Source organism: Pseudomonas sp. MF7453 (assembly GCF_016405455.1).
GTDB lineage: Bacteria > Pseudomonadota > Gammaproteobacteria > Pseudomonadales > Pseudomonadaceae > Aquipseudomonas > Aquipseudomonas paralactis.
In genome coordinates this window covers 22795-37937 of record NZ_JAEKCN010000031.1, presented here as the reverse complement: position 1 = coordinate 37937, position 15143 = coordinate 22795, and the positions used below count along the sequence as shown (strand labels likewise).

Below are 15143 nucleotides of genomic sequence, written 5' to 3'. Positions count from 1 at the left end.
CAGGCTGAAACCTTGGGCATGACCGATTTGAATGGTGGCGCGCTCTTCAACGCTGAGTTCGGAATAAGACATAGGGACAGCACCGTACCGGAAAGGTCAGGTGTTGCACTCAGTTTTCGCCGCCGCCGGGTATAACCAGGAGTAACGATTCGATCCAGCTTTTCCCAAAGGACCATTGTTCCTGAGTGAAGCCTATCCACTGCACCAATAAAAGCTTCGGAACCATGAGCTGGACCTTCGAACATCCTCCATCCGACATCTGCCGATGCAGCAATGGCATCAAGATCCCAACGTAGGCAGGAAACAGGACCACTCATCCTTCTAGAAGCGACAGTAAGGCAGCGGCATTGAGAAAAGGATGCCGTTTTTAAGCCCATCCCAAAACGACCTAGATCATTGGAGGAGCGTTCATCCAGAGGATTCTTAGCCCCCAGCGTCATGGCTACCTCTAACTCGGCATCGTCCATCCCCTGCCCGTTGTCTAAGATGGAGATCCTGCTTCTCTCACTGTCCCATTCAAACGTCACATGAACTTCTGATGCTCCTGCGGAAATGCCATTATCAATCACGTCAGCGAGGGCCGCGGCGGTCGAGTATCCGAGACCACGCAGGGCTTCCAACATCGCGCCGGCTCGCGGCGGGGCATACCTTGTGCGTTCGTTCATTTGACGTAGGTAGTTCCGGAAAGAAGTGTGAAACCAACATCAACCATTTTGCGGGCAACTTTACGAACCCGCGCATCGGGCTGTGTTGGTAGTGATATGTGAATCCGGCGGTCATCCGAACCTTCCTCCTCAACACTAATACCAAGAGCCCTGACCTCACTCATAAGATCATTTAGCTGGATATTTAGTTGAGAGGCATTCACCACGCCCTGAAACTCCGTCCCCAGACTCATACTCAAAACCTGATGAGCGGACTCTAAACCCTCGAGGAACGATCGATGAGGGACGACGGCACTGGAGTTCTCAATAGTTTTTTTTACCACTTCCTCTGATTTGGATTCCGGACAAGGGGCTTCCTTTAGACACAAGTAGTCGCCCAAGAACAAAGCTAGCTTTGCCATCCTGATAGGGTGACGTAGCTTTTTAAGCGCCTTCGACTCGATTTGTCGGATCCGCTCGCGTGTCACATCGAACCGTAGACCTATCTCTTCCAAGGTCATGGCTTCGTCTAAATCCAAACAGAAACCAAAACGAAGGGTTATGACTTCGGCCGAGCGCTCGTCAAGCTCCCCAATCATGCCGACCAAAACTGCTCGAAGAGAAGCTGCTTCTGCAGCGACAGCCGGGTCCGATGATTCCTCTTCGGGGAGGAAATCGAGCAAGGATTCCGACGTGTCTTCAAGGTTCGCATCCAAGCTGCTGACTTTCTCGGAAACAGTCAAAAGAAGCTTGAGCTTATCGAGGGCTATCCCCGTTCGACGTGATGTCTCGCGCTCAGTTTCAGGACGCCCTGTCTTAGCCTCGAACTCATCTCGCTCATGCAACACGCTCCTTACCAAATCTTGCATGTGAACGGGCACCCGAATCGCCCGCTCCGTATTAGAGATTGCGCGCGAAATATGCTGACGAATCCACCACGTAGCATAAGTGGAAAATCTAAACCCTTTGCGCCAGTCAAAGCGCTCAACGGCCTTCATAAGGCCTATATTGCCTTCCTGAACCAGATCATCAAAAGGAAGCTCAGACCAAAGATATTTTTTGGCTATAGAAAGCACCAACCGAAGGTTGGAGAGAATCATCCTCTCCCTCGCCACTTCTCCGCGTCGAATTGCAGAGAAGAAGGCCGAGTCGCAATCAGCCATCTTCGATAGTTTTAGCAGGAAGCCCCGGTAAAGACAGGCGGCCGCAAGCGCCTCACGAACCTTTATGGAGTCATTACTGGCGGAGCGCGCCGCTAACACCGCTGATACAAACGCTGACGCTTCCGAGTGAAGTCCTAACTCGTTTTCCTCGGACTCAACCTTATCAACGGACGAGGTCTCTCCTAAGCTAGCATCCCCGACGTCGTCTTTGACAAGATCATGACCAGAGGTGAAAAACTCATGACTTGCCTCTCCGCAAGCTACCTTTTCAGCTGCCTCGAAAATGACACTAAGACCTCCGGGCCAGCAAGATAAGGCATCCAGTGCTTCGTTTCTCGCCGCCTCCATCTCACGGCCTAAAGAGACTTCCTCTGCGGCGAGAAGTAGGTCTTTCTTCAGTCCCTTTGCGTAGAATCTAAGCGGCTCATTGCGACCTGATGCCAGGTCGTCCACGAACTCCAAGGCCTCTGACAACGTAAGTTCTTCTTCCGTTGTAGGATCGAGAAGATCCGACTGCTCGGCCAACCCTATCCACTCATCGATCACTACACCGAGGTCGCCCAACACGAAAGTCAGCAGACGTTCAGCTTCTTCATTACGACTGCGTGAGATGTCTGCTCCTCGACATATATCGATTAGAGCAGTCTCCGAAACAGTACCTTCACGCAGCCCTCTAAATAGCAGACCACGGACACCCTCATTATCATCCGTTAGGGGAAGCGCCCTTTCGGGAAGGAACAGTGCGATATCGTCCCATTCGATATCGGTGTCGATTGCCTTGTGCCGACCGATAGTTTCTTGGATTACGCTAATTACTTTCGCAACGGTTACATCCCCCTTAGGGGCAGTCGCTTCAGCCTCCGCTATCCAATCGCCTTCGAATCCCAAATCTAGGGGCTCGTCGTCAAGATCGATGTGTGTTTCCCCCTTGGCGGTTACAACTAAATTCTCGTGCTCGTTAAGAAAGGAGATTTCATTATGGTTAACTCGGCGAGACTCAGATTCGACTAGGTCATCGACATAATTCGTCAAGTCAGCCGTCTCCCCTTTCGTTTCCTGATAAGACGATTCGCTCAACAAGGAGGAAAGGGGTACCACCATCTCCGCCCTAGTCTGAGTCGAAACTTGGTCGTACACGCAATTTTCATTTAATCCGGTGTTACGACTAAATGCCTCCTTCAACAGTACAATGCATTGAGTACATTCCGCCTTCTCCGCGTATGCGAGAGCACCTCTACCTTCAGCATCGAGCAAATCAGGATTTGCTCCAGCTGCCAGCAATAGCTGTACAACTCCCGATTTTTTTCGGGAAGAGGCCAACATTAGGGGCGTCGCACCTCTGCCGTCGCGGGCATCGAGATCATCGCCCCGTGCTATATGGAGCTTGACCGCGACCTCAACACCAGCAATGGTCGCCATGCGTAGCAGAGGGTTGAGCTTAGCCATGGAATGCCCCAAATGCCCATGCACCCGCCTCATAAGTCGCTTTCGCAATAATGATCCGGCGAATTGGCTGACTGCATATAACTGTTTTCAGGGTTGACTCCATGTCTATATTCAATTTTCTAAGCTTGCCACTTAAAGCTGGCATTAAGATAACATTTACGAAAGATGATCGAGTTTGACACGAGCATGTCAGACATCATTTATGTTGAACATGAGCAAGAGGCCAGAAGTGGCGCAATGCCACTCACCATATCCACTTGTCATCGACCCGTAAAGGACGTGGGAGGTCCAAGGGCCAGTACGACCCCTTCACTTAATTGCTAAGGCAAGATCGGAATTGAGGTGCGAGGCCGACGGTTGGGTAGAAAATTTTTTCGATGGGGGGTATATCCTGAATGAGTGCAGACACGGTCACCCCAGAACAGCGGTCTAGGAACATGTCCAAAATCAAGGGCAAAAACACGAAGCCCGAAATGATTGTTCGGTCGACGTGCAATGATCTGGGGCTTCGCTATCGTCTACACCGGAAGGACCTACCGGGGACACCAGACCTAGTCTTCCCGAAGCATCGATTATGCTTATTCGTTCACGGCTGTTTCTGGCATAGGCATCCCGGATGTAAATACGCGTATACACCCAAAAGCAGATTAGATTTTTGGTTACCTAAGCTCGCAAAAAACGTTGAGAGAGATACGAAGGCTCAGCGAGCGCTTGAAGCAGCAGGTTGGCGTGTATCAATCATCTGGGAATGCCAGACAAAAAACACAGATGCTCTACGATCTGAAATCAAGAAAATGATCGATCTCAATCTCGACGGCCAGCGCGTCACCACTGAAATAGAATGAATAACCTTGGAAGCTTGACCGCCTCCAACCGTCCACCTACCCTCTCACCTCGGCGCCTAAGAAACGCCTCAACCAGAGCGGTCCTCCGCACCCGACAGCCATGCGGCTTTTTTTCGCCAGCGGTTTCTCTACGCCTGTGAAAAATCCCCGTTATGTCGGGAGTGGGCGAATACAAGACCCGAAAGGGGAATATGTCCGGCCCGTCTCTGGTGGGTTTCTTAGCTCCCGACACCCATAACGCATGCCCTAAGAAAGCAACCAGAGGTAACGGAAATGCCTGGATACTCTGCATCCCCTGCGAAGGACGTTCGCAGCATCTGCACCATTTCTAAAACACGCTCCGAGCCGGAGGTGCGTCATGCATGAACCTGCCGTCTTCACCCGCCACAACCTGCAACTGCACGCGCTGCTCCTAGAGAACCAGCCTTGGTTCTGTGCCCGCGATGTTGGCCGATTGACTGGTCTTTACTTGGACGAGCGCAAGGTGAGCAAACTCGATGAGGATCAAAGACAAACGCTTGAGATCCGCTATCACGGGCAGCCTGAGAACATGTTGATGATCAGCGAATCCGGTGTGTATGCGTTGCTGGTGTATCACTACGCGCCTGGGCATCGCCTACTGCGAGAGTGGTTGACCCATCAGGTCGTACCGACTTTACGAGATGGGCAACAATCAAGATCCAACGACCGCCCAATGCTGAGCTTGCTGGATTGGCCAGAGATGTCGCTTAGCCTTCTGCATTGGCAGAATGAAGGCTGGATTCGATTGCGGGATATGCCCTATCTGTTGCTCAACAGGACTCGTCGCAGGACACCACCGACCAGAAGCTGGCTGCGGAGGGTAGCGGAATATTTCCGGTCTTCAAGTCATTCGGCGGGCTGAACTTTCGTGTTTGGTTCGCCCGAGCTAAGCTCGGACGAACCATCTCATCGGTCTTCCTCTTTTTCTCGTTCAACACCATCGCTTGCCTTCCACTTCACCGGAAGTGCAAATCCATGAGCCAATATGCCAAAAAAGGCAATCCACTCGATGATTGGATATTGAATAATAAAATCAGTCCTAATCCCAAAAAAAGGAAACTCGCCATACTTAATCACCTCAATATAGGACACGACGAAAAAACCGTTAAATATCACACATAAAAATAACTTTAAGGTATTAAGATCTTCGCCCGAAAGCCTAGCCCTTAAGGTATACGCACCGACCACGCCAAAAACCACAAATACCAATGTATAGAGCACAATCAATCTACGACCCCCTTATACACCTGCTTCCCTGTCTCATAATCGATATACATATCAACACCTAATGGAAACTTCCCCATTTTTTTGTAAGCCCTTTCTTTATCTGATCGTATATATCTGAACAACCGCCAAGCATCCGGCTTCAATACAAGTCTACGCAGACTGTAAAAAGACATAATCATATCTGTGCCACCATAGACTAAATCACCGCCACTTTCGCCATACCCTAGGTACTCTGCAGTGCCGCGATATCCATCTCTGACCGGCCCAACTGTATCGGAATGCCCCTCGATCAGGTTCCTACCATTTTCGTACATGTTATTAGCGCCGTGTGCCATGATCGGGATGCCCGCCAGCAAACACAGCGTACCGACTGAGGCGTAGCAAATTCCTGCTCCCGTCGCAAACTGGAGCGCGCCCGCGATAGCCCCGATGCCTTTCCTCCCCACCTCCAGAGATTGGTTTATGAGGCTTTCTTGTTCTTGCTTTATTTCTTTCAATCCCTGATCAATAGTTTTCCTGCCTTCCTCAACATCCCTAACAATACTCCGCGCGTAATAAGCCACCTCCCGATTGAATTACAACCGAACAACCCCATCATTAATATTCCGAGCACTGATGGTACAAGCCTGGTTAGTCAGATACGCCGCAGCCTGACTAACCACCCAGATATCGTAAAATGTGGGCTGCTGTTTTTCATATTTTTTATTCACCGACCTGTCTCCCAAGTACTGAAGCCACTTGTACCCGCCTTATGGTGAGTCCAGATTATCTCGCGATATTTAAGCGCGACGTGCTCTTGTGCCTCTGCATCAATATGCAAAACAGAATGCGGTACGTCGACGGTGAGGTCGGTGATGATGCAGCCTCGAATATCGACGCTGTAGTACTTTTCATGCCAGCCCGATTGGGCGATACGATAAAAATTGATGACGCAGTTGAGCTCTTCCCTGTTGGAAAGCGCTACCGCCAGCAAGGGTGACGATTTGTCGATATTTTTGGTAATGGCAATCGGCCCATGACTTGACGCCCTGACGTTGCCCCTGTTGGCCATATTATGGTGGAAGGACAGCACCATTATCTCGTCGCAGTGCCCCTCTTGCCACTTGTTGCCTATAGAGTCGTGAGTCGAACATTTTGCAGAAATGAGGCCTTGGGATTTGCCGTTGATGGTCATGTAGCCGTGGTTTGCCACAGGGTTAACGCCTTGTTGTTTTTGGCATTTACCATACGAAAAATTGCAAATAGGAAATATCGGAAAGTTCGCTTTAAGTGGTACGAGCGGTATGTAGGAAATTTAACCCGCAGTTCAATCAATCAGCCCAAACACTTGTACAAACTACCTGCACTCACTCTCGAGTGAGCGTGCCGGAACCTTAGAAGCCCCAATCCTGGCTCAGGGGTAGTAAACTCGTATCGCCATAAACGCACTGACCGTCGCACGCACAAAGAAGAGCGCAGAGGCTGACCCGCCGCGACCAGGCTGAACCATCAACCTGAACCCTGGCAGGCAAGCGCCAGTCACAACGCTATGAAACCGCCCTACCTGATAAGGACCACCCGTGAACCCAGACATGCTCGAAGCCGGCCCCGCAGACGCCAAAGTACTTTCCGTCTTTGACTTCGACGGCACCCTCACCCACCACGACAGTTTCGTGCCCTTCCTCAAGTTTGCCTTTGGCACCGGTGAGTTTTATGGCCGGATGGTCAAGCTGGCGCTGCCGGGGCTGCGGTTTTTGGTGCGGCAGATCAGCCGGGATGAGTTGAAGGCGCAGTTGATTCGCACCTTTATGACTGGGGTGGAGAAGACGTGGGTGCAGCAGAAAGCCGAGGAGTATTGCCAGCGCAATTGGGCGCGGTTGATGCGCCCGGCGGGGGTGTTGTCGGTGGAGCAGGAGTTGGGCTCGGGGGCGGTGGTGACGTTGTGCTCGGCGTCGCCGGCGTTGGTGTTGCAGCCGTTTGCCGATCGGCTTGGGATCAAGTTGATTGGGACTGAGCTTGAGGTGGTCGACGGGGTGTTGACCGGCAAGCTCACTGGGAATAACTGCCGTTGTGAGAATAAGGTGCTGCGGCTTGAGGCCGTGTATGGCGACCTGGGGGAGTATCGGCTCAGGGCCTGGGGCGATACGCGTGGGGATCGGGAGTTGTTGGCGGCGGCGCAGGATGCGCATTTTCGGCATTTTCATGCGAAGAAGAAAAAGCGAGCTCGGTTGCAGCGGTGATGCGGGTGGGTGGGGTTGGCAGGTGAACCGAGGCGATCCCTTCGCAGCCTCGCTGGGGCTCGACAGCTCCCACATTTGATCCGTGCATCTCAGTGGAATGGTGTTTACGTTGTGGTTTTGGGGTCTACGCCGAGAGCCGTTGCAGACGCTTTTACCGTCAGGCTTCTTGAGCGGGCGACGCGTTGCAGGTTCTTGCTGATATTTACACAGGATCCGGCTATTAATAGCCAAACCGCCCACGGACCCGAGCCCCATGAAATTCGACACGGCCTACAGCCTGACTCTCGATGAAAAATTGTCGATCTACGACGTGCGAGAGCTGAATTTCGACGAAACCGCTGACTTCGATTCCGACAGGGAGCCTTTCCTCTGCCCCAACGACGCGTGCCGCGCAGCGTTCGATGCCGGTAATGTGTTGAGCACCTTCAACGCCAAAAACGTCAATTACCTGCGCACCCCGCACTTCAAGAACAAACCCGGTACCCGGCATATCGAGGGCTGTCGCTATGCCAGCGACCATAAGGCCGCGACCGGTGAAAGTGACGACGAGCGCGAGGACAATTTCCCTTCGGAGTTTGTACTGACACGGCGTCAGTACCTGCGTAAATCGCCGGCTATCAGTGCCGATGCAAGCCCTTCACCAGAGCCGGCAAGCGTTGCTGAAAACCGCACGCAAACATCCCACCACAACAACGACACCGCCCCGGACAAAACAAGTGTGTTTGCCCACCCGGTGGAATGTTACGTGTCGAACATCGATGACAAGGACAAGCTCAAGGCCATGCCCTTGAAGATCGGTGAGCACACCGCGACCTACTGGGCTTTCTTCAAGAAAATCGAATACCTGCAAGACAACAAGGGCTTGATCTACTGGGGCAGGATCAAGGCAATCAAAGACTACACCAGCAGCTTTCGCATCGATTTCGAAAAGAAGGTGTGGCTTGATAAAAAGCCTTATTCAGTCAATGTCTACCTGAGCAAAAAGCTCATCGACAGCTACCGCAAGCGCACGGCTTTCCTGGAGCAAATCAAGGCCGCAGCCGGCAGCCAACGGCCTCTGTATTGCTTCTTCTACGGGGTGACACCAGAGCTCAAGCAAGTGCCCAGCAAACAAAACCCCGAACAAACGTTCGGCGTATTCAGCGCAAATATCGAGAACCTGGATCACCTGATCATTCGGGAAGCGCCAGGGATTGAGTGATCAGGGAGCTCAAACGCCGAATAACAATCCAGTGGATGAGCGGTACAAACAACTGTACAAAAACACAGTATAGTTATGCCTCCCCTGTCGAACCTGGAGAACCCCCATGTCCTCTCTGGCAATGAGCTCTTTTGTAGAACAGCAGATCGTCCTGCACCAATTCACCCCCAAACACAGCGCGCAGGCCCGCGTCATGCTGGGCTGGAGCCGTGAACAACTGGCTCGCCAGGCTGGCGTGGCGGTAGAGGCGATTCAACAATTTGAGTCCCACGGCGATGTGGATGATGAGACCCGTTTGATCCTGGCGTTTTGCCTGGAGGCACAAGGGCTGGTGTTTTTCCCGGGTTTTGCGCCGGGGTGGGGCATGAGTGCGCGCAGGGTTGATACCGCAGCGGCGCAACCGCCTGCACAAGGCATTATCGCTCGGTTGATGGGTTCAACAGCGGCAACAATTGACCCATCAGCGCCTCAACCGAATGGTGCGTAGCGTCCAGCCGGATCACCGGGCAGCTCAACGGCTTCAACCAGGTTTCATGCCGACGCAGGCTACGTATGAATTCTGTATGCCATGGCGTCCCTCCATGGCATTGAGTGTAAACCGTGAAGCTTCAGGCCGGCAGGCTCAGTGCCCGGCACTCCTTTTGCGATGTGAGATGACCTGAGCGGTCAAAGCTCAGGCTTGGTCGCCGCTTGTGCGGCCTGCTCATACCCATGGGCCACCGCCAACAACGTGGGCTCGCTCAAACGAGTGCCGAAGAAGTGGGCCGCCGTGGGTAAACCGTCTTCGGTGGTGCCGGAGGGTACGGTGATACCTGGGTAGCCGGCCACTGCTACGCCGAAGTAACTGTTGGTATCAAAATCCGACACTATGGCGTCCAGTTTGTGCGTCTTGATCGGCTCATCCACGGTGCTGCGAAAATCCTGAATAAGTTCGTTCCACGCCGTTTCGCGCGACGCGGGGTCCAGTGTGGAGTCATTAATTTTTTTGAGGTCGGGTTGATGATCGGTGTCCTTGCCATCGCGGTCTTCGTTGAACTTGATCAGCTCTGTCAGTGACTTGACGGGTAATCCCGTGCGCTTGGCCAAATAGCCATTCAACTCTTCCTTTACATCCGATAACAACAGTTTCTCATAGCTTGAGGCATCGGCTATACGCAGGTTAATCGGCACTAAAACCGCCCCTTGTGCCTCAAGCACTTCCAGTGTTTTGCTGAACTGTGCGCTGTTTTCCAGGGCCTGAACTTCACCGTTTGCAGTAAACGTCACGGGGTAACCAATACGCTTGCCCTTCAACGCATCGGGTACCAATAACTTCGTGTAATCAACCTCCACGCTCGCCGAATCATGAGATTTGCGGGCAGACATGGCGTTGAGCATCAGCGCCACGTCGAACACCGACCGAGCCATCGGGCCCGGCGTGTCCTGGTGCTGACTAGCCGGGATGATGCCATCGCGATCCAGCAAACCGACGCTAGGCTTGAGCCCCACCACGCCATTGAGTGCTGCGGGTACGATGATCGAACCGTTGGTTTCGGCCCCCACCGCCAAGGGTGCCAACCCTGCGGCGACGGCGGCGGCCGAACCGGAACTGGAGCCGCCAACGTCCGCGTCCGGATGATGAGGGTTGCGGGTTTGCCCGCCGCGGCTACTCCAACCATCGGGGGTGCCGCGAAAACCCGCCAGCTCCGTCATGTTGGTTTTAGCGAGGACTATCGCGCCCTGGCTGATCAGGTAGTCCACCAAAGGAGCGTTCTTGCCTGCTGGCGCCCCTACCAGCGCAAACGCACCTGCACTGGTTTGCATACCCTGCGTTTCAATAGTGTCTTTAAGCAAGATGGGGATGCCGTGCAGCGGCCCGCGCACATGGCCATTGGCCCGTTCCTTATCCAGCGCCCGGGCGGTTTCGAGCGCTTGCGGGTTGAGCTCAATAACAGACTTTAGTTGCGGATCCAGCGTGCGAATGCGCTCTTGCAAATACGTGACCAGCCCTTCGGAGGTGAAGCCCCCCGGTCGTGACATCTGCTCAGCCAGTTCGCGCACACTGGCATATTCCGTCCCGGCGGGAACCGGTGTTGAAATCGCTGGCGACGATTGAACAGGCAAATTTTTATGTGAGTAGTTAACAAAGAAACTCACACCAGCGCCGATACCAAACATGAAACATCTCCTGCGAGAGTAAGAAATGACGAAGGATCCTCGTTGATCCAGGCGCCAGTCTAAAAACTCTGCTCCCGCCAAGAAGCGCGACACCGCTGGTTCATCCCGTGGGATTGTTCAGCACCGTCTGTACTCAAACCAAACGTTGAAAATTGCGGTACCCCAGTACCAGTGCCGCAAGCGAATCCTTCGACCACCGCGCACCGTAGAACCACAACAGCGCACCGTCCTCAAGCGGTTCGTCAAGCCTTGGGTAACCACTCCAGCATGCGTCATGGAAGGCGGCGTTCTGGCTATCGGCTACCAGAGCGTCCAGTTGGTACGCGTGCACAAGCTCATCAATTTCATTGCCGCCAGGGTGCGGGTCATCGGCGCGGCGCGCAGGCACCGCCACCACGTTGGTTCCGGCCCGGCGCAGTACATCCAACGCGTGCAAAAATGCCGCCCCGTGTTCGATCGGTGCTTGATCATGCCCCCACCGCTGGGCGAACCCCACCCGCCTGCCGCTCAACGTCGGGGCTGCGCTGAAAGCGCTGTTGTTCTGTACCAGCGGCACCTGAACCATCACCGGGCCTGAAGGCTCCAGGCCGCTCAAGGCAATCAATGACAACGAGGGATCGCGTGCAGGTTTCAGGGGCAGAGCCGGCGCGTTATAGCCGGGGATGGGTATGCGACTGGCCGGGGTCTGAGCGGCATCAAACGCGATGCCGCGTGGGCTGGCGGGATCAGTAGATGGGTGGACACTGTCAAAGCGTTCCTCAAGCTCGGGCGCTGGCTGCTTGGGTGGGCAAGCCATACCGACTCGCCAATACTTGCTGCATTTATTTTCCATCGAAACCACCCCCGAAATATAAATTTGCGGGGATCATCGCACCCATGGCTGATGCCTGTCGCAGCCTTGAAACAGCTTGAAAACTCATTTCTCGTAAAAATGAGTTTCAATCGATGAGGCGCTCTTGGGTGCCCAGGCTTTCCACCTCCAACCACCATGCATGACCGCGTTCGGGCTGGTTCAAGCGAAACGCCTGCCCCATCGCCGGGGTGGTGATCGATACATTGCGTTCCCAGGCCAGGGCCATGATGCGGTCGAAGGGTTCGTGCCAGGCATGGAACGCCAGATCGAAGGTGCCATTGTGAATCGGCAACAACCAGCGCCCTTTGAGATCAATATGCGCCTGCAACGTTTGCTCAGGCTGCATGTGCACATGGGGCCAATCGACGTTGTATGCACCGGTTTCCATCAGGGTCAGATCAAACGGACCGTACTGCTCGCCAATGCGCTTGAAACCATCGAAGTACCCAGTGTCGCCGCTGAAAAAGATACGTCGCGCATCGTCGATCATCACCCAGGAACACCACAGGGTCTGGTTGCTGTCAAACAGGCCGCGCCCGGAAAAGTGCTGTGCCGGGGTAGCGATAAAACGGATGCCATCGACCTCTGTGCCCTGCCACCAATCCAGCTGACGGACTTTACTGGCGTCGACGCCCCATTTGATCAGCGTGTCGCCCACACCCAATGGCGCCAAAAAGAAGCGCGTCTTGTCAGCCAGTTGCACTACAGCCTGGCGGTCGAGATGGTCGTAGTGGTTGTGGGAAAGAATCACCGCTTCCAGCGGTGGCAGCGCTTCAAGGCTGATAGGTGGGGCGTGGAAACGCTTGGGGCCTGCCCAACTGAACGGCGAGGCGCGCTCGGCGAACACCGGGTCGGTGACCCAGAATTTACCGCGCATCTTCAGCAGCACCGTCGAGTGCCCAAGGCGGTATACCGTGTGATCGGGTGCCGCCAACAACTGCTCGCGGGTCAGCGGCTGCACCGGGATCTGCCCCGCAGGCCGCGTAGTACGTGGTTTGTTGAACAGCATGTTCCAGAAAATGCGCAAGGTTTTGCCAAGCCCGCCGTGTTGCACCGGGGCGTCATTGGTGAAGTGCCCCTGGTCCTGCCCGGCAGGCTGGAGCGCTGCAGGCGCAGGGTCGACACGGGTTGAAATCGTGGCCATTACCGAGTGACTCCTACAGTACACGGAAGAATTACACTGCACAGTGTAGTTTCTAGATTGCAACAAAAGCCCGAGCAAGTAAACTGCCGAGTGTAATTTCCTGATTGAGTCGAACGCTATCCATGACTGCCCCCAAGCGCCTCACCGAACGTAAACGCGACGCCATCGTGGCGGCGGCGATTGCCGAATTTCGCGAGAACGGTTTCGAGGTCACCAGCATGGACAAAGTTGCCGCCACCGCCGGTGTTTCCAAGCGTACGGTGTACAACCACTTCCCCAGCAAGGAAGAGCTGTTCGCCGAGATACTGAGCCAGCTGTGGGCCAGCAGCGTTGCCCAACTGGACGTGAACTACGCCAGCGACCGCCCCCTGCGCGATCAACTGCGCACGTTGCTGGAGGCGAAGATGAAGATGATGTCGGACGCCAACTTCCTCGACCTGGCGCGTGTGGCCATTGCGGCCACCATCCACTCGCCTGAACGTGCGCAAGACATGGTCAATCGCCTCAGCGCACGGGAAGAAGGGTTTACCCAATGGGTACGCGCCGCCCAGGAAGACGGCCGCCTGAACTGTACCGACCCGGCTTTCGCGGCTCACCAGATCCAGAGCTTGCTCAAGGCCTTTGCTTTCTGGCCGCAAATCACGCTGGGCCAGCCCACTCTCGATGCAGCCGCCCAAGCCGATGTCATCGAATCTGCCATCGACCTGTTTCTCGCCGGCTACGAAGTGCGCACCCCGCCCCTGCCTCAGGACCTGTTGCCGGGGCGACATTAAAGGTCGCTTTTGGCGCATTCACCCGCTGTTTGCGCAAATGGCCTGAAAGGACACTGATTATTCCTGCGGGAATAATCGACAATATCGGCCGCTTTTATCCGATCATCGGCTTTTGACCGGTGACGCTTGCTGTCGCACCCGTAAAAAACAGCTCACCCAGGACACTATGGAAAACAGACGAGGCAAAGGGCTTTCATTTGCCAGACGTATCTACAAGCCAAGGATCATCGGCCTGGGTATCGGTAGCATTAGCGTAATCGGCGCGTTGTATCCCTTGTCGATGCCCGGTTGGGTATGGGCATTGTTGCTGTTCAATGGCCTTGCCTGGCCGCACGTGGCTTATCTGATATCGACCCATTCGCCATTTCCCTATCAGGCCGAACGGCGCAACCTGCTGTATGACTCATTGTCGGGCGGTTTCTGGGCGGCAGCCACCCAGTTCTCGCCGCTGACGGCCGTGACCATTTTGTCGATGATGGCCATGAATAACGTCGCTGCCGGCGGCACACGCTTGTTCCTGCACGGGCTGCTCGCACAAGCTGTCGGCATCGCAATCGCCTGGGGCCTGTTCGGGATCACGTTCGATTCCAGCGTCAGCCTTGCTGAGGTCTACACCTGCCTGCCGATGCTGACGCTCTACCCGATGGCCATCGGCATGGTCTGCTATCAGTTGGCAATCAAACTGTCACAACATAAACGCGCCCTCAGCGCCCTGAGCCGCATCGACAGCCTGACCGGCCTGCTCAATCATGGCTCGTGGAAAGACCTGCTCAACCTCAAGTTCCACAAGTGCCAGCAGTTACAAGGCCAGGCGACCATTGCCTTGATCGATGTCGACCATTTCAAACGCATCAATGATAAGCACGGCCATACCGTCGGCGATGCGGTACTGCGCCAGTTGAGCCTGGACTTGCGTCGACACCTGCGCGAAGAAGACCTCGCCGGCCGCTACGGAGGTGACGAGTTCTGTGTGATCCTTCCGAAGATGACCTTGCAAGAGGCCGCGCAAGTGATGGAACAGGTGCGCGAAACATTCAGTAACTACCGTAATGCGCAGACTCCTGAATTGCGCGTGAGCTTGAGCATTGGCCTGGCGGATTTTCAGCCGACCTTCCAGGACGCCGTCATGTGGCTCAACGCCGCGGATCGGGCGCTGTACGCTGCCAAAAACACCGGCCGCAACTGCGTCAGGACCAGCGACGGGAGATCGCCTGTTCGGCCGCAGTTGTCTGATAACACCTCGTCCGAATCTTCCTCGGCCAGCCTGCCGCAATAGCATAATGCCGCCATTGGTCGGCTATCCAAAAATGCCCCTGCCCATACGGCGAACTTCTGGGCCGGTCGATCACTCTGAACCCCTTGTTCCACCCCCCTCTGTCAGCACCCGGAAGCTGGCAATGAGCAAGTCAACCGTAAGGCCAGGCGCCCTACGGGGTCAGGCGCAAATACA

15 protein-coding genes and 1 pseudogene are annotated in these 15143 nt (G+C 54.7%); 7 read left to right on the top strand and 9 right to left on the bottom strand.

The window, feature by feature from the left end:
* From JFT63_RS29930 to JFT63_RS28335, 3 genes and pseudogenes are all read right to left on the bottom strand, one after another.
* Positions 1-72 (bottom strand): helix-turn-helix domain-containing protein (locus tag JFT63_RS29930; RefSeq protein ID WP_146469857.1); only part of this gene is annotated, 72 nt, incomplete at its 3' end.
* Between the two features lie 248 nt (positions 73-320).
* Positions 321-623 (bottom strand): annotated as a pseudogene (locus JFT63_RS29830) (ATP-binding protein); the annotation flags it as partial.
* Between the two features lie 38 nt (positions 624-661).
* The gene (locus JFT63_RS28335) at positions 662-3253 is read right to left on the bottom strand and encodes a sigma-70 family RNA polymerase sigma factor (RefSeq protein ID WP_198845243.1); all 2592 of its coding nucleotides are present in this window, start codon (positions 3251-3253) and stop codon (positions 662-664) included.
* A 395-nt stretch (positions 3254-3648) separates the two neighbouring features.
* On the opposite strand from JFT63_RS28335, the gene JFT63_RS28330 reads away from it, so the two are divergent.
* Both JFT63_RS28330 and JFT63_RS28325 read left to right on the top strand, forming a co-directional pair.
* Complete coding sequence (locus JFT63_RS28330; protein WP_198845242.1) at positions 3649-4098, top strand: very short patch repair endonuclease; 450 nt, start codon at positions 3649-3651, stop codon at positions 4096-4098.
* A 358-nt stretch (positions 4099-4456) separates the two neighbouring features.
* Positions 4457-4981, top strand: a complete 525-nt coding sequence (locus JFT63_RS28325) for a BRO-N domain-containing protein (protein WP_198845241.1) — start codon at positions 4457-4459, stop codon at positions 4979-4981.
* 44 nt (positions 4982-5025) lie between these two features.
* On the opposite strand, the gene JFT63_RS28320 is transcribed toward JFT63_RS28325, so the two are convergent.
* The 3 genes from JFT63_RS28320 to JFT63_RS28310 form a co-directional block, all read right to left on the bottom strand.
* Positions 5026-5346 carry a hypothetical protein gene (locus tag JFT63_RS28320; protein ID WP_198845240.1) on the bottom strand — a complete coding sequence of 107 codons (321 nt, stop codon included), beginning with the start codon at positions 5344-5346 and terminating at the stop codon, positions 5026-5028.
* Positions 5343-5843: a DUF4225 domain-containing protein gene (locus JFT63_RS28315; RefSeq protein WP_442963723.1), complete on the bottom strand. Its 501-nt coding sequence runs from the start codon at positions 5841-5843 to the stop codon at positions 5343-5345. Before JFT63_RS28315 ends, JFT63_RS28320 begins: the two co-directional genes overlap by 4 nt.
* A 209-nt stretch (positions 5844-6052) precedes the next feature.
* Positions 6053-6538 (bottom strand): Hcp family type VI secretion system effector, encoded by a 486-nt coding sequence (locus tag JFT63_RS28310; protein ID WP_057704183.1) that lies wholly within the window; start codon positions 6536-6538, stop codon positions 6053-6055.
* 379 nt (positions 6539-6917) lie between these two features.
* Between JFT63_RS28310 and JFT63_RS28305 the strand changes: the two genes are divergently transcribed.
* From JFT63_RS28305 to JFT63_RS28295, 3 genes are all read left to right on the top strand, one after another.
* Positions 6918-7565, top strand: coding sequence for an HAD-IB family hydrolase (locus JFT63_RS28305; RefSeq protein ID WP_186562982.1), 648 nt, complete (start codon positions 6918-6920; stop codon positions 7563-7565).
* A 253-nt stretch (positions 7566-7818) separates the two neighbouring features.
* On the top strand, positions 7819-8766 hold the full coding sequence (locus JFT63_RS28300) for a hypothetical protein (protein WP_198845239.1): 948 nt from the start codon (positions 7819-7821) through the stop codon (positions 8764-8766).
* 106 nt (positions 8767-8872) lie between these two features.
* The gene (locus tag JFT63_RS28295; RefSeq protein ID WP_198845238.1) at positions 8873-9253 is read left to right on the top strand and encodes a helix-turn-helix domain-containing protein; all 381 of its coding nucleotides are present in this window, start codon (positions 8873-8875) and stop codon (positions 9251-9253) included.
* Between the two features lie 179 nt (positions 9254-9432).
* On the opposite strand, the gene JFT63_RS28290 is transcribed toward JFT63_RS28295, so the two are convergent.
* The 3 genes from JFT63_RS28290 to JFT63_RS28280 all read right to left on the bottom strand — a co-directional run bounded on the left by JFT63_RS28290 (position 9433) and on the right by JFT63_RS28280 (position 12920).
* On the bottom strand, positions 9433-10923 hold the full coding sequence (locus tag JFT63_RS28290; RefSeq protein WP_198845245.1) for an amidase family protein: 1491 nt from the start codon (positions 10921-10923) through the stop codon (positions 9433-9435).
* A gap of 133 nt (positions 10924-11056) precedes the next feature.
* Positions 11057-11719, bottom strand: a complete 663-nt coding sequence (locus JFT63_RS28285) for a hypothetical protein (RefSeq protein ID WP_233102435.1) — start codon at positions 11717-11719, stop codon at positions 11057-11059.
* Between the two features lie 142 nt (positions 11720-11861).
* Entirely contained in the window at positions 11862-12920 is a 1059-nt protein-coding gene (locus JFT63_RS28280; RefSeq protein ID WP_057704189.1) for an MBL fold metallo-hydrolase, read from the bottom strand.
* A gap of 122 nt (positions 12921-13042) precedes the next feature.
* On the opposite strand from JFT63_RS28280, the gene JFT63_RS28275 reads away from it, so the two are divergent.
* Together JFT63_RS28275 and JFT63_RS28270 are read left to right on the top strand one after the other, a co-directional pair.
* The gene (locus JFT63_RS28275) at positions 13043-13693 is read left to right on the top strand and encodes a TetR/AcrR family transcriptional regulator (protein ID WP_198708309.1); all 651 of its coding nucleotides are present in this window, start codon (positions 13043-13045) and stop codon (positions 13691-13693) included.
* Between the two features lie 166 nt (positions 13694-13859).
* The gene (locus JFT63_RS28270; RefSeq protein WP_198845236.1) at positions 13860-14969 is read left to right on the top strand and encodes a diguanylate cyclase; all 1110 of its coding nucleotides are present in this window, start codon (positions 13860-13862) and stop codon (positions 14967-14969) included.
* Positions 14970-15143: the final 174 nt, after the last annotated feature.

What these genes read in the sequence shown, in the direction of transcription:
- JFT63_RS28335 (WP_198845243.1), bottom strand. Translation starts at nt 3,253, where the DNA reads ATGGCTAAGCTCAACCCTCTGCTACGCATGGCGACCATTGCTGGTGTT.
- JFT63_RS28330 (WP_198845242.1), top strand. Translation starts at nt 3,649, where the DNA reads ATGAGTGCAGACACGGTCACCCCAGAACAGCGGTCTAGGAACATGTCC.
- JFT63_RS28325 (WP_198845241.1), top strand. Translation starts at nt 4,457, where the DNA reads ATGCATGAACCTGCCGTCTTCACCCGCCACAACCTGCAACTGCACGCG.
- JFT63_RS28305 (WP_186562982.1), top strand. Translation starts at nt 6,918, where the DNA reads ATGCTCGAAGCCGGCCCCGCAGACGCCAAAGTACTTTCCGTCTTTGAC.
- JFT63_RS28300 (WP_198845239.1), top strand. Translation starts at nt 7,819, where the DNA reads ATGAAATTCGACACGGCCTACAGCCTGACTCTCGATGAAAAATTGTCG.
- JFT63_RS28295 (WP_198845238.1), top strand. Translation starts at nt 8,873, where the DNA reads ATGTCCTCTCTGGCAATGAGCTCTTTTGTAGAACAGCAGATCGTCCTG.
- JFT63_RS28290 (WP_198845245.1), bottom strand. Translation starts at nt 10,923, where the DNA reads ATGTTTGGTATCGGCGCTGGTGTGAGTTTCTTTGTTAACTACTCACAT.
- JFT63_RS28285 (WP_233102435.1), bottom strand. Translation starts at nt 11,719, where the DNA reads ATGGCTTGCCCACCCAAGCAGCCAGCGCCCGAGCTTGAGGAACGCTTT.
- JFT63_RS28280 (WP_057704189.1), bottom strand. Translation starts at nt 12,920, where the DNA reads ATGGCCACGATTTCAACCCGTGTCGACCCTGCGCCTGCAGCGCTCCAG.
- JFT63_RS28275 (WP_198708309.1), top strand. Translation starts at nt 13,043, where the DNA reads ATGACTGCCCCCAAGCGCCTCACCGAACGTAAACGCGACGCCATCGTG.
- JFT63_RS28270 (WP_198845236.1), top strand. Translation starts at nt 13,860, where the DNA reads ATGGAAAACAGACGAGGCAAAGGGCTTTCATTTGCCAGACGTATCTAC.